Here is a 13357-nt window from a genome sequence, read left to right on the forward strand (position 1 = left end):
TCAGCGAAGTCTGTCGAGGGCGGCGGCGATCCGGCGCTGCCGGGTCTCCGGCTTCTTCGCGTCCTCGACGCTGCGTACCCATTCTTTCTGGTGGGTGAAGGCGAGCTTCGCCCACGCCGCCTGCGCGCTCGGCTCCGCGGCCAGCGCGGCGGCCAGGTCGGCCGGCACCTCGACCGTCCGCGGCGCGGTGTCGACCTCGATGCCGACGTCGAGCTCGTCCCCGGCCGCGACCCCGGCGGCCCTGCGGACCTCGGCGCTGACCGGCACCAGGAACCGCCCGCCCATCGGCGCGATCGTGGTCCGGTACGTGTGCTCCTGCAGCGTGACGCTCACGGGCACCCGCCGTCCCGCGCCCAGCGCCTCCACGACCGAGGCCGGCACCTCGATGCCGGTCGCGGTCTTCCCACCCAACTCCAGCGTCGCCCGGAATCGCACCCCCGCAACCTACCCGCGTACGGTTGCCCGCCGTGAGCGAGCTGGGGGAGTTGCGGGCGGGGATGCGGGCGTTCGTGGACGAGCGGGGGTGGGGCTCGTTCCACGATCCGAAGTCGGTGCTGCTGGCGATGGTCGGCGAGGTCGGAGAGCTGTCCGAGCTGCTGCAGTGGTTGCCGGCCGAGGACGTGCGGGAGCTGGCCCGGGAGGAGACGCTCAAGCGGCGGCTGGGCGAGGAGATCTCCGACGTCCTGCTCTACCTGGTCCTGCTGGCCGACGTACTGGACATCGACCTGCCGTCGGCGGCCCGGGCCAAGCTCGCCGAGGCCAACACCCGCTACCCGGCTCCGGGCTGAGCCCGGCCGGGTCACGCCCGGCCGGGTCGCGCCGAGGCTGAAGCCGGCTACAGGCTGAACTGGGCCAGGTGTCCGCCGGTCAGCGAGCCGAGCGCGACCCTCCCGTCCTTCTCCCGTACGCCGGTGACGAAGCCGAACTCACCGCCCGGCGCCTGCAGGTCGTGCACCAGCCGCCCGTCCGGCGCGTACGCCTGCACCCAGACCGTGTGCTTCGGCCGCGGCTGGAACCGGTCCGGCAGCGCCCAGACCGCCTTGCGCAGCGCCGGCCGCAACGGCAGCAGCCGGTCCAGCGAGGCGTCCCGGGGACTGCCGATCGCGACCCAGAACAGGCCGTCCGAGCCGGTGGAGACGTTGTCCGGGAAGCCGGGCAGGTTGTCCACCAGCACCGAGGACGTGCCGTCGTCGACCGACCACCGCATCAACCGGTACGCCCCGGTCTCCGCGACCACGACGAACGTCCCGTCCGGCGCCAGCGCGACCCCGTTGGCGAACTCCAGCCCGTCGAGCAGGGTGGTGATCTCGCTGCCGAGGCCGCGGCGCAGCAGCCGCCCGGACCCGGAGTGCTGCAGCAGCTCGCCCTTCCAGTGGTCGATGCCGAGCCGGCCGGTGGAGTCGGAGAAGTAGATCGTGCCGTCCGGCGCGACCGCCGCGTTGTTGCAGAAGGAGAACCCGTCGGCCAGCGTCTCGACCGCGCCGGTGGACAGCGTCACCCGCAACAGCCCGAGCCGGGCGTCGCAGACCAGCAGGGCGCCGTCGGGCAGCCACTCCAGCCCGAGCGGCCGGCCGCCGGTGTTGGCGAGCACCTCGACGGTGCGCCCGTCCGGGGTCAGCCGCAGGATCCGCCCGTCCGAGACCCCGCAGAGCACCCGGCCCTCGGCGTCGAACAGGACGTCCTCCGGCCCGCGCCCGAGCACGTCGAGCACGGTCAGCGGTGGGAGCGCCCGGGCGCTGCGGGGTTCCCGGGCCCGGGCCGGGGACTGCGGGGGCTGCCAGACGACGGGGGAGATCGCGGGACGCGCCATGTCTGCATCCTGCCCTGACGCCCGGCTCCGTACCGAGGGGCGGGGACGATTTGACGAGCGTGTTTCGTCTGGTTGGTGTTCACCTTCGCCGGGTAGCCAGTCCGCAAGCGGAGCTGTTGGACACCGGAGGTGCTCGTGGCACTCAGTCATGACGGTTGGAGTCACGGGATGTTCGCCGTCAAGCCGGTGGACGCCCATCTCTCGGAGGTGGAGCAGGGCGGCGGCCTGAAACGGTCGATCGGGCTGCTCGACCTCACCGCGCTCGGCCTGGGCGCCATCATCGGCACCGGGATCTTCGTGATCCTCGGCGAGGCGATCGGCGACTCCGGGCCCGCGATCGTGCTCTCGTTCATCCTCGCGGCGGTGACCTGCGCGTTCTCGGCGCTGTCGTATTCGGAACTGGCGTCCTCGATCCCGGTCTCGGGCAGCGCGTACACCTACGCGTACGCGACGCTGGGCGAGCTGCTGGCCTGGATCATCGGCTGGGACCTGATCCTCGAGTACGGCGTGTCGGTCGCCGCGGTCGCGGTCGGCTGGGGCCAGTACCTCAACAGCCTGCTCGACTCGCTGTTCGGGGTCACGCTGCCGGACGCGCTGAGCGAGCCACCGGGTGACGGCGGCACGGTCAACCTGCCGGCCGCGTTCCTCGTCCTCGCGGTCACCGCGCTGCTCATCGTCGGCGTCCGGGAGAGCGCCCGGGCCAACACGATCATGGTGATCATCAAGCTCGTGGTCCTGCTGCTGTTCCTGGGGCTGGCGTTCACCGCGTTCAAGTCCGGCAACCTCACGCCGTTCTCCCCGAACGGCTTCCACGGCGTCACCACCGCGGCCGCGGCGATCTTCTTCGCCTACATCGGGTTCGATGCCGTCTCGACCTCCGGTGAGGAGGTCGTGAAGCCGGCCCGCAACCTGCCGCTGGCGATCATCGGCTCGCTCGCCGTCGCCACCCTGCTCTACTGCCTGGTCGCGATCGCGGCCACCGGCGCGTACCCGTGGGAGCAGCTGGAGGGCAAGGAGGCCCCGCTGGCCACCGTGCTGTCCGATGGCGTCGGCACCTCCTGGGGCTCCGGGCTCATCGCGGTCGGCGCGCTGGTCGCGATCACCAGCGTCGTGCTGACGATCCTGTACGGCCAGACCCGGATCATGTACGCGATGTCCCGCGACGGCCTGGTGCCGCCGATGTTCTCCAAGATCTCCCGTCGGCAGACCCCGGCGCTGGCCACGGCCGTGTTCGGCGTCCTCATCGCGATCCTGGCCGCGACCGTCCCGCTGGACATCATCTTCGAGCTGGTCAACATCGGGACGCTGTTCGCGTTCGTGATCGTCAACATCGGCGTGATCATCCTGCGCCGGACCCGGCCGGAGATGGAGCGCGGCTTCCGCGTCCCGTGGGTGCCGGTGGTGCCGATCATCGGCGCGCTGCTCTGCGTCTACCTGATGAAGCAGCTGACCGTGGAGACCTGGGCCCGGTTCGTGATCTGGCTGCTCATCGGCCTGGTCCTCTACTTCGTCTACGGCAAGCGCCACTCCAAGCTCCAGCACGGCGAGGTGGTCGTCACGGAGGACGTCTGACCAGCCGCAGGGTTCGCGCCGAGGGTCCGATCGTCACGGTCTGCCCCAGGAGAGGGTGAGCCGGTCCCGTTCGATGCCGTCGCCGAGGCGACCAGGCCGTCGGTCGCGTCGCGCGCCGGGCTGGGTCCGGGCGCCGGGCTGGGCCCGGGCTCAGCCCGCGGGTTGGCGGAGGCGGTCGGCGGCCAGGGAGGCGATGCGCCGCAGCGCCGGTTCGGCCGCCGACCTGTCGACGTGCCGGATGTGGATCCCGACCACCGCGTCCTGCGCCCGCAGGATGACCGACCCGTCCCGCAGCATCGCCCCGCCGGGCAGCTGCTGACCGCGCCCGGCCCCGAGCGCCCCGGCGAACCGCCCGGTCGCGACCTGGACGAGCACCCGGGCCGGGCCGCCGACGGCGGCGAACTCCGCCATCCGCATGCCCATCCCGAACATCGACCCGCCGACCGGCGCCGTCGGCGGGTTCATCGGCCGGCCCAGCGCGTCGCTGATCTCGGCCGCGCTGAACAGCCGGACCGGATCGGGTCCGGGGATCGCGCCGGTGGCGGCCGCGGCGCCGAGCACCGAGTCCCAGCCGGGCCGCTCCTCGATCACCTGACTGTCCAGCCCCGGCCGGCCGTCGTCGACCTGGACGACGGTCCCGCGGCTGACGACCGAGAGCGCGAAGACGTGGTGCAGCCGGGGCCCGACGGTCACCGAGACCACGTCCCGCTCCCGCAGGGCCGGCATCCTCTTCGGCGGCACCGACCAGGCCCGGGTCCGCTCCGACTTCCCGTCGTCGAGCGCGACCTGGTGCTCGGTCTCGTTGCCCTCGTCGTCCTGCAGCGTCCTGACCCGCAGGACCTCGGCCTCGAACGTGCGCCTGGCCCCGAGGTCGAGCACCGCCCGCACGATCACCCACGCGCCCCAGACGCCGACCACGAGGAAGGCCAGCAGCAGGAGCAGCAGCACCGGCTGGGTCCACGGCGTGTCGAGCGCGTCGTTCGCGGCCTGGCCGAGGCCGAGGCTGTGGCCGGGCTCCAGCCCGTGCCGGATGCCCAGCACCAGCTTCATGCCGTACCAGCCGACGAGGACGGCGACAATGCCGACGAGCGCGGACAGGACCGGGTGCCGGCCCTCGGCGGCGCGGTTGCCGGGGTAGCGGATGCGGACCTTGTGCCAGGTCCCGCCGTACGCGGACCAGGCCAGCCGCTCGTCCTGGGCGCCGAAGGACAGCACCCGGCTCGCGGTCCCGGCCACCCCGGCGGCGGCGCCGTAGCCGAGGTAGCGGTCCCAGATCGCGACCGCGGCCGGCGGCAGCGTGTCGAAGACCTCGTTGCGGCCGAGGTGGTCGCGCACGCCCATCCAGCGGGCGGCGACCTCCCGCCCGGCCGGGGTGTCGCGCTGCCGGTTGCGGGAGGCCGCGTACGTCGTCAGGCCGGCCCAGGCGAACAGGCCCGCGGCCCACACCGGGTCCGTGTCGTCGGCCGCGTGGTAGACGACCAGCGCCACCGCGGCCGCCGGCGCCAGCGAGGCGAACGACGTCAGCGTCTTGATCCCGGCGCCCCAGCGGTTGCGGGACAGCCCGCGGCGCTGGGCGTCGAGGATGACCTCGCGGCGGAAGCCCTTCCACCAGCGGGAGGCCTGGGCCGGGTTGCCCCGGGCCAGCGCGGCCACCGGGACCACGCCGCCGGAGGCGAGCCCGGCGACCCGGTCGTACACCCGGCGCTCGTAGTCGGCCAGGTGCGGCGGCGCCTGCTCGCGGATCTTGCAGATGGTCCGCTCCGGCTCCGGGCCGGTCTGGATCAGGTCGATCATGTCCCGGGCGGCGAGGTCCAGCAGCGTGGCCGACAGCGCGTCGGTGGTCATCCGCCAGCCGTTGGTGAGCAGGTTGACCAGCGCGGGCGGCTCGGCCCCGCCGAGGTCCAAAGTGGACGGTCCAGGGTGGACGGTGCGGGGGCGGGTCGCGGTGGTCAGCGCGGCCAGCAGCAGCAGCCACAACGCGGCCGTGGCGGCGAGCACCAGCAGCGCCCACACCGGGACGCCGGCGATCATGGCGCGCCCGCCTCAGAAACGGACGCTGACGGGGCCCTGCGCGCCGCCCTCGGCCCGGAAGAACTCGCGGCTGCGGAAGCCCATCGGGCCGGCGATGAACACCGTCGGGATGGTGTGCACCGAGTTGTTGTACGACAGCACGGCGTCGTTGTAGTACTGCCGGGCGTACGCGGTGCGGTCCTCGGTGTTGGCCAGTTCCTGCTGCAGGCTCTGGAAGTTGCCGCTCGCCTTGAGGTCCGGGTACGCCTCGCTGACCGCGAACAGGCTCTTCAACGCGCCGGACAGCTGGTTGTCGGCGTCGGCCCGGGCGGCCGGGCCCTGCGCGCCGAGCGCGCTCGCCCGGGCGTGCGTGACCCGGTCGAAGGTCTCCTGCTCGTGCCGGGCGTAGCCCTTGACGGTCTCGACCAGGTTGGGGATCAGCTCGTACCGCCGGGTGAGCTGGACATCGACCTGCCCCCAGGCGTTGTCGACCTGGTTCCGGCGCCGGACCAGCCCGTTGTACGACGCGACGACGAACGCCAGCAACAGCACGACGAGGACGACAACCACGCCCAGGACGATCAGCACCCCAGCCCCCTCCGACGAGCCGCGCCCGCGGCTCGATGCGGACCATAGGGGGTGCAACCAGTGGTTCGCAGGCATCCGCCCCAACTGCTGCACTTCTGGGCACCACGGGCACCCCGGGTGACACCCGGACAGGGCGGAGGCCGGTCCGCGGGTGCGGGCCGGCCTCCGGGAGGCGCGGGGGATCTAGTTGGAGGCGGTGACCAGAGAGCCGAGGAGGATGCCGAGGACGAGACCGCCGATGGCGGCGCCGAGGCCGACCTTCCAGAGCGTCTCGCCGCGGCTGCGGCCCACCACGGCCAGGATCGCGCCGACCGGTCCGAAGATGATCGGCAGGATGAGGATGGCCAGCACGCCGCAGACGATCGCGAGGATCGAGAAGATCTGCGGTCCCGGCTTCCGCGGCGGCGGTCCGCCGGGGTAGCCGCTGCCCGGCTCACCGGGGGAGGAGTACGGATCCTGCGGGGCGGTCATGCGGTCCTCCTGGAAGTCGGGTGCCGCGGACCTACCCACCCACGGGGTCCGCGACCCATCCTCAGGTCAACGCGGGGCCATCAGCGCGTCAACCGGCCGGCGTCAGCACGACGACCGGGATCTCCCGGTCGGTCTTCGCCTGGTAGTCGTCGTACGCGGGCCAGACCGCGGTGACGAGCGGCCAGAGCCGGTCCCGCTCGGCCCCGGTCGCGGTCCGCGCGCTCGCGTCGAGCTCCCGGTCGCCGACCTGGACGTGCACGGCCGGGTCGGCCGCGAGGTTGCGATACCAGGCCGGGTGCGCGGGCGCGCCGCCGTCGGAGGCGACCACCAGGTACGACCCGGAGTCCTGGGCGTAGATCAGCGCGGTCCGCCGCTGCAGCCCGGACTTGTTGCCGGTCGTGGTGAGCAGCAGGGTCGGCACGCCGGGCTTCCACTCGTGCCCGTCCTTGCCGCCGCTGGCCACGTACCGCTGGATGTGCTCGTTGACCCAGCCCTTCGGGCTGTCGACGACCTCCGCCATCGTGTCCTCCTCAGACCGCGCAGGTGCCGTCGGCGCAGATGTCGCCGCCGGTCTCGCTGGATACCATCGACAGCGGGTGCGCCGCGGTGTGGGCCTGGCGCAGCGCGCCCAGCAGCACCTCGACCGGCTGCGCCCCGGACACCCCGAACTTGCGGTCCAGCACGAAGAACGGAACCCCGGAGATGCCGAGCGCCTGCGCGGTCGCCTGGTCGTCGCGGACGTCGGCCAGGTACTTGTCGGACTCCAGCACGGTCCGCGCCTCGGCCTCGTCCAGGCCGACCTGGCCGGCCAGCCGGACCAGGGTGTCGACGTCACCGACCGCCTCGCCCTCGGCGAAGTACGCCAGCAGCAGCCGCTCCTTGAGCTCGGCCTGCAGCCCGCGGTCGGCCGCCAGGTGCAGCAGTCGGTGCGCGTCCACGGTGTTGCCCGGGCGGGCCTTGTCCAGCCGGAAGTCCAGGCCGACGGTCGCGGCCTGGTCCGTCACCCGCTGCTGCATGGCCTCGGCCTGGGCCAGCGGCACGCCGTACTTGTCGGCCAGCCGCTGGGTCGCGTTGCCCTCGACCGTCCGGGGCGTCGTCGGGTCGAGCTCGAAGCTGCGGTAGCGCACCTCGACCTCGTCACGGTGCTCGAAGTCCGCGAGCGCGGCCTCGAACCTCCGCTTGCCGATGGCGCACCAGGGGCACACCACGTCCGACCAGATCTCGACCTGCACGACTCGCTCCTCGCTCCGGGTCCCTTTCCAGCGCCAACCGTCCGACGGCTCCCGCTCTTCCCCGCACGCCCTCCCGGCGGCGGACGCGTGCCCTCCGCCGGCGGCCGCGTGCCCTCCCGCCCGCGGCCGCGTGCCCTCCGCCGGTGGCCGCGTGCCGCCCGCCGGCGGCCCGCCCAGGTCAGCGCGGGGGAAGCTCCGGGGGACGGCGGGACGGCCGGGTGGACCGGTCGGGCGGGGTCGCCGCCGGCCGCGTCTCCAACGCCTCGAGCACCATCCGTACGGCGGTGTCGAGCTGGGGATCGCGCCCGGCCACCCAGTCCTGCGGGGTGATGTCGACGACCACGTCCGGGTCGACGCCGTAGTTCTCGATCCCCCAGCCGACGCCCTCGAACCACAACGCGTACCGCGGCTGGGTGACCGAGGTGCCGTCGACCAGCGTGTAGCGCCCGTCGATGCCGATCACGCCGCCCCAGGTCCGCATGCCGACGACCGGGCCGATGTCCCAGAGCCGGAAGCCGGCGGTGACGATGTCGCCGTCGGAGCCCGCGTGCTGGTTGGTGACCGCGACCATCGGCCCGCGCGGCGCGTTCGACGGGTACGACGTCGCCGGCGCGGTCCGGTTGTTGTCCCAGCCCCGGACCTTGCGCGACAGCTTCTCCAGCACCAGCTCGGAGGTGTGGCCGCCGCCGTTGTCGCGGACGTCCACGACCACGCCCTCGCGGGCGACCTCCAGGATCAGGTCGCGGTGCAGCTGGGCCCAGCCGTTGGCGACCATGTCCGGGATGTGCAGGTAGCCGACCCGGCCACCGGAGGCCTCGTGCACCGCGGCCCGCCGCCCGGACACCCAGGCCTGGTAGCGCAGCACCCGCTCGTCCTCCAGCGGCAGCACGACCACGCGCCGGACCTCGCCGCCGCCAGCCGGCCGGATGGTCAGCTCGACCGGCTGCCCGGCCGCGCCGGCGAGCAGCGGCGCCGGGCCGAGCCGCGGGTCGACCGGCCGCCCGTCCACGGCCAGGATCTCGTCCCCGGCGCGGACCGCGACGCCGGGCGCGGACAGCGGCGCCCGCGCCCCGCGCACCGAGGACTCGGCCGGCAGCACCCGGGCCACCCGCCAGACGTCGCCGTCGCGCTCCAGGTCCGCGCCGAGGTGGCCGAGCACCCGGCCGGACTCGACCGGCAGCCCGGGCGGGCTCTCGTAGGCGTGGGAGCTGCCGAGCTCGCCGATGACCTCCCAGAACACCTCGGACAGGTCGTCGCGGGTGGCGATGCGGTCCAGCAGCGGCCGGTACTTCGCCAGCACGCCGTCCCAGTCCACGTCGGCCATGTCCGGGGTCCAGTAGTGGTCCCGCATCAGCCGGCCGGCTTCCTCATACATCTGCCGCCACTGCGCGGCCGGGTCGATCTCGCCCCGCAGCCGGTGCAGGTCGATCTCGACGACCGCGTCCCGGTCGCCGTCGGAGTCGGGCTCGACCCGGCGGTCGGACGGCACCAGCCGCAGCGCGTCCTCGTCCCGGACCAGCAGCTTCTTGCCGTCGCCGGTGACCCGGTAGCCGTCCAGCTCGCCGACCAGGGTGGCCGAGCGGCGCTTGGCGAAGTCCCAGCGGACCAGCTTGGGCCGGGACGGCTCGCCGTCGGCGGTGGCCCGGTCCTCGCCGAGCAGGCCGGCCTGCGGGGTCTCCAGCCAGACCAGCCCGCCGCGGACCGCGGCCAGGCCGCTGGCCCGGGCGGTCGCGACCGGCACCGGCACCACCCGCTGGTCGATCGCCTCCGGGTCGACGTTCACCGGCTGCGACGGCGCGTCGTCCCCGCTGCCCTCGTCCCCGCCGTCGCCGCCCGGCCGGCCGCCGGACTCGGGGTGGAACGGCGAGGGGGTGGTCGCCGTCAGCGGCACCACGTACGGCCGGGTGCCGCCGAGGAAGGACAGGTCGAAGATCCAGTCGTCGTAGACCGGGTCGAGCGTCCGGGTCGAGAGGAAGGCCAGGTGCAGGCCGTCCAGGGTGAAGACCGGGTCGGTGTCCAGGAAGCGCAGCGGGGTGACCTCGAGGGTGCCGGCGTCGGTGCCGTCAGCGCCGTCCGCGACCCGGCTGATCCGGATCTGGCGCAGGCCCTCCGGGCCGGGGTGGGACCAGGCCAGCCAGGCCGAGTCGGGCGACCAGTCCAGCCCGGAGGCCTCGCTGTGGCCGGTGCTGACGACCTCGCGGACCGCGCCCGCGCTGACGTCGGCGACGAGCACCCGGCCGTCGTGCGAGGCCGCGGCGAGGTGGGCGCCGTCGGGGGAGGCGACCAGCTCCAGCACCCGGCCCAGCTCGCCGGCGCCGAAGCGGCGGGTCGGCGCGCTGCCGTCGGCCGGGCCGACCTCGATCGCGTCGTCGCCGTCCGCGTCGGTGATCCAGGCGACCTGCGGCACCGCGTTCTCCGCGGCGGCGGCCGGGCCGAGCACCTGAGGCAGCCGGGCCCGCACGCCCGGGGTGTCGGCCAGCGCCGGGGCCGGGCCGTCCCGGGTGGTCAGCCAGTGCAGGCTGCCGAGCACCTCGACCGCGCTGGCCCGCCCGGTCCGGTCCACGGCCACGTCGCCGGGCTTGTCGTGGGAGCTCAGCGGGCGCGGCCGGCGGCCGGTCCGGGGGCCGCCCAGCGTCACGTCCAGCAGCCGGGGCTCGGCGTCGAGGCCGTCGAGCAGCCAGAGGTCGCCGTGGCTCTGCCAGACCAGCCGGGTCCCGTCCGTCCGCAGCACCCGCGCGTACGCATCGCCGTGGTCGCTGTGCCGGCGCAGGTCGCTGCCGTCGGGCCGGACCGAGTAGACGTTGCCCCAGCCCTCGTGGTCGGAGATGAGGACGACCCGGTCGCCGACCCAGTCCGGGTCCTCCAGCTGGGCCGGGTTGTCGCCGAGCAGCCGGGCGAACTCGCCGCTGCCGTCGCGGTCGATCCAGAGCTTGCCGGCGGTGCCGCCGCGGTACCGCTGCCAGGTCGCGCCGGCCCGCCGCTGGTCGGCGCCGAGCACGACCGCGCCACCGGGCCCGGGCGAGACCATGTACGCCGGCCCGTACGGCAGGCGCTCGGGCGCGGCCGAGCCGTCCAGCGGCAGCGCCCAGGACCAGGTGCGACTGCGGAACGGCTCGCCGGTCGCGCTGCTGGCCACCACCCGGCCGTCCGGCAGCCAACCGGCGACCCGGGTGAACGGATCCCCCCAGTACGTCAGCCGGGTGGACGCGCCGCCGTCGGCGGAGACCGCGTGCACCTCGGGGGCGCCATCACGGGTGCTGGTGAACACGACCGTGCCGCCGTCCGGGGACAGCCTGGTGCCGGCCACCGGGACCGCGTCGGCGGTCAGCCGCCAGGCGCGGCCGCCACCGGCGTCGGCGAGCCAGACGTCGTTCTCGGCCACGAAGGCGAGCCGGTCGCCGCGGATGCTGGGGAAGCGGAGGTAGGCGCGGTCAGCAGTCACCGGCACAACCTAGCCACCGACGCTGACACTTTTCTCCTCAGGTGAGGGCCGGGCCCGGGTGGGTAGGGGATCGGACGTGACCACGACCTGGAAGGCCCCGAGCGGCGGACACGGCACGCTCGACGCCGACGACCGCAACTCGCTGCCCGACTCCGCGTACGCGTTCCCGAAACAGCGCAAGGAACCGATGACCGACGCCGGCCACGTGCGCAACGCGCTGGCTCGCTTCGACCAGGTGAAGGACGTCAGCGACGCCGACCGCGAGCAGGCCTTCGCCAACATCAAGGCCGCCGCCAAGCACTTCGACGTCGACGTCACGGAGAAGAGCTGGAAGGACCTCGGCAAGCCCTAAGGCCGGTCGTCCGGGCGGACCCGGTGCACGCGCCCGGTGCGGCCCAGGCCCGGGCGCCGGCGCCGGGGCAGCTCCTCGGGGTGCGGCGGCCGCCGGGTGTACGGCTCCGGCGACCGCCCGAGCCCGGCGTCACCGACCGCGATGACGCTGCGGCCGGACAGCCCGGCCAGGTAGTACGCCTCCGGCGGCAGCGCCACGCCGGCGATCACGACCACGTCGAAGTCGGCCCGGGGAAGCCCGCGGAGGTAGGCGCCGCGGGTGGTCGCGGCGACCAGCCGGACCCGGCCCCGCAGCGCCGGCGCGACCTCGTCCCGGGCGGCGATCAGCTCCCGGCGGGCCGCCGCCAGCCGGCGGCGCTGCTCGGCCGGCGTGCCCCCCGCCCCCACGACGTCCTCCACGGTCGGCAGCGGACCCTCGCCCGCGGCCAGCTCCTGCGCGATCCGGTCCGCGTCCTTGCGGGCCGAGCGGCCCTGCGTACGCAGCTCGTGCCGGCGGATCACCAGCGTGTCCGGGTCCAGGCCGCGGTCGCGCCGGCCGGACCGGGAGCCGACCGCGCGTTCCAGCCGGGAGTCGAGATCTGCCGCGTACCGGTCCAGCTCGGCGGCTTGCTGGTCCAGCTCGTCGTACTTCAGCCGGCTCTCGACCTTGTCCAGGTCGGCCAGCCGGGCGTCCACGCCGGCCCGCAGGTCGGCGGCGATGGTCACGGCGTCCACGAACGGGCCGTACCGGTCCCGGACCGCGCCCGGGGCCACCGGACCGACCCGCTGCACCAGCCCGGAGCGGAGCCGGCCGGAGCGGGTCAGCCGCTCGCACAGCGCCCCGACCGTACGGTCCACGGCCTGGCCGGTCGGGGCGGTGAACAGGACCCGGGCCTGCAGCGCCAGCAGCCGGTCCAGCAGCCGGGCGACCAGCGCGCCGGAGTCCGTCCCGGGCGGGGTCTGGACCTGGGCCCAGCGGTGCCGCAGCGCGCTGCGCAGCACGTCCCCGGCCCGGTCGTCGAAGCTCCACTCGCCGGTCTCGTCCGCGGCGGCCGCGATCGCGTCCTTCAGCCGCCCGCCGGGCGCGCCCAGCACCAGCTCGGCCTGGTCGAACCGGAACGTGGCCGGCACCGGGCCCTCCAGCGCGGTCAGCCGCTGCCGCAGCCCGTGCAGCGGGCCGAGGTTGTCCACCACCAGCCGGCCGTCGAGCAGCCGCGGTCCGAGGTCGTCGGCGACCTCGACCAGGCAGCTCTCGTCCGCGACCGAGCCGAGCTGGCCCTCGCTGGCCCGGTCTCCGGCCGACAGCCGGGCCGGGGCGTCCTCGACCAGCGTCGCCTCCGGCGGCGGGTCCACCCGGTAGAGGCAGCCGGCCGGCCCACGGGCGACCCGGGTCGCGTCCACGCCGAACGCGGCCCGGCGGCCGCCGGTCTCGGCCGCGGCGAGCTCCTGGTCGACCGCCTCCTGCATGGCTCGCAGGGTCTGTTCGTGATCCGGCGCGCGCACGCTCACCTCCGGCCCGTAGGACTGCTGCCCAACGTAATCAACCGAATACCCCTAGCCACATGCCCTGTCCGGGTGGAGATCATGCTCCGTCCAGCCGCCGCAGCAGCCACGACGGGCCGGTCCAGCCGGCACCGACCGCGTCCAGCCGCTCCCGCAGGCCGCGGTCGGCAGTGATCACCACGGCGGTGTCGCCACCGCGGTTCGCGGCGACCTCCACCAGCGTGTCGTCGCCCTCGCCGGGAGCGGCGACGACCTCGACCGGCCAGCCCCCGCCGCCGTCCAGCACGGCGCGGGCCGCGCCCTCGACGACGACCACGATCCGGGGCAGCAGCAGGTCCAGCCCGCCCCCGCCGACGCCGTCCGGCAGGTCGGCCGGGGCCAGCCCGGCCGCGAGCGGGG

13 protein-coding genes are annotated in these 13357 nt (G+C 74.6%); 3 read left to right on the forward strand and 10 right to left on the reverse strand.

The window, feature by feature from the left end; translation table 11 throughout:
• A complete protein-coding gene (locus VGP36_02900; protein ID HEV7653671.1) occupies positions 1–435 on the reverse strand; it encodes a YdeI/OmpD-associated family protein in 435 nt (144 codons plus the stop codon).
• A gap of 32 nt (positions 436–467) precedes the next feature.
• Here VGP36_02900 and VGP36_02905 point away from each other — a divergent pair, with 32 nt between their 5' ends.
• Complete coding sequence (locus VGP36_02905; protein HEV7653672.1) at positions 468–788, forward strand: nucleotide pyrophosphohydrolase; 321 nt, start codon at positions 468–470, stop codon at positions 786–788.
• Between the two features lie 47 nt (positions 789–835).
• On the opposite strand, the gene VGP36_02910 is transcribed toward VGP36_02905, so the two are convergent.
• Positions 836–1810 (reverse strand): SMP-30/gluconolactonase/LRE family protein, encoded by a 975-nt coding sequence (locus VGP36_02910; protein HEV7653673.1) that lies wholly within the window; start codon positions 1808–1810, stop codon positions 836–838.
• A 168-nt stretch (positions 1811–1978) separates the two neighbouring features.
• Here VGP36_02910 and VGP36_02915 point away from each other — a divergent pair, with 168 nt between their 5' ends.
• A complete protein-coding gene (locus VGP36_02915; GenBank protein HEV7653674.1) occupies positions 1979–3382 on the forward strand; it encodes an amino acid permease in 1404 nt (467 codons plus the stop codon).
• Positions 3383–3532: 150 nt separating this feature from the next.
• Here VGP36_02915 and VGP36_02920 read toward each other — a convergent pair whose 3' ends face one another.
• The 6 genes from VGP36_02920 to VGP36_02945 all read right to left on the reverse strand — a co-directional run bounded on the left by VGP36_02920 (position 3533) and on the right by VGP36_02945 (position 11125).
• On the reverse strand, positions 3533–5413 hold the full coding sequence (locus VGP36_02920) for a hypothetical protein (protein ID HEV7653675.1): 1881 nt from the start codon (positions 5411–5413) through the stop codon (positions 3533–3535).
• A 12-nt stretch (positions 5414–5425) separates the two neighbouring features.
• Positions 5426–5980, reverse strand: a complete 555-nt coding sequence (locus VGP36_02925) for a LemA family protein (protein ID HEV7653676.1) — start codon at positions 5978–5980, stop codon at positions 5426–5428.
• Between the two features lie 183 nt (positions 5981–6163).
• Positions 6164–6451: a hypothetical protein gene (locus VGP36_02930; GenBank protein HEV7653677.1), complete on the reverse strand. Its 288-nt coding sequence runs from the start codon at positions 6449–6451 to the stop codon at positions 6164–6166.
• 88 nt (positions 6452–6539) lie between these two features.
• Positions 6540–6971, reverse strand: coding sequence for a nitroreductase family deazaflavin-dependent oxidoreductase (locus VGP36_02935; GenBank protein ID HEV7653678.1), 432 nt, complete (start codon positions 6969–6971; stop codon positions 6540–6542).
• Between the two features lie 10 nt (positions 6972–6981).
• Positions 6982–7683, reverse strand: a complete 702-nt coding sequence (locus tag VGP36_02940; protein ID HEV7653679.1) for a DsbA family oxidoreductase — start codon at positions 7681–7683, stop codon at positions 6982–6984.
• 178 nt (positions 7684–7861) lie between these two features.
• Positions 7862–11125, reverse strand: coding sequence for a PDZ domain-containing protein (locus VGP36_02945; GenBank protein HEV7653680.1), 3264 nt, complete (start codon positions 11123–11125; stop codon positions 7862–7864).
• 76 nt (positions 11126–11201) lie between these two features.
• Between VGP36_02945 and VGP36_02950 the strand changes: the two genes are divergently transcribed.
• Positions 11202–11477, forward strand: a complete 276-nt coding sequence (locus VGP36_02950; GenBank protein ID HEV7653681.1) for a DUF6582 domain-containing protein — start codon at positions 11202–11204, stop codon at positions 11475–11477.
• Here VGP36_02950 and VGP36_02955 read toward each other — a convergent pair.
• Positions 11474–12922 carry an AAA domain-containing protein gene (locus VGP36_02955; protein ID HEV7653682.1) on the reverse strand — a complete coding sequence of 483 codons (1449 nt, stop codon included), beginning with the start codon at positions 12920–12922 and terminating at the stop codon, positions 11474–11476. The two genes, VGP36_02950 and VGP36_02955, sit on opposite strands and share 4 nt — an antisense overlap.
• Before the next feature lie 115 nt (positions 12923–13037).
• The coding region (locus tag VGP36_02960) for a hypothetical protein (GenBank protein ID HEV7653683.1) at positions 13038–13357 on the reverse strand (320 nt) is incomplete at its 5' end.

This window comes from Mycobacteriales bacterium, from assembly GCA_035995165.1.
GTDB lineage: Bacteria > Actinomycetota > Actinomycetes > Mycobacteriales > CADCTP01 > CADCTP01.

What these genes read in the sequence shown, in the direction of transcription:
- VGP36_02910 (HEV7653673.1), bottom strand. Translation starts at nt 1,810, where the DNA reads ATGGCGCGTCCCGCGATCTCCCCCGTCGTCTGGCAGCCCCCGCAGTCC.
- VGP36_02920 (HEV7653675.1), bottom strand. Translation starts at nt 5,413, where the DNA reads ATGATCGCCGGCGTCCCGGTGTGGGCGCTGCTGGTGCTCGCCGCCACG.
- VGP36_02915 (HEV7653674.1), top strand. Translation starts at nt 1,979, where the DNA reads ATGTTCGCCGTCAAGCCGGTGGACGCCCATCTCTCGGAGGTGGAGCAG.
- VGP36_02955 (HEV7653682.1), bottom strand. Translation starts at nt 12,922, where the DNA reads ATGCAGGAGGCGGTCGACCAGGAGCTCGCCGCGGCCGAGACCGGCGGC.
- VGP36_02930 (HEV7653677.1), bottom strand. Translation starts at nt 6,451, where the DNA reads ATGACCGCCCCGCAGGATCCGTACTCCTCCCCCGGTGAGCCGGGCAGC.
- VGP36_02935 (HEV7653678.1), bottom strand. Translation starts at nt 6,971, where the DNA reads ATGGCGGAGGTCGTCGACAGCCCGAAGGGCTGGGTCAACGAGCACATC.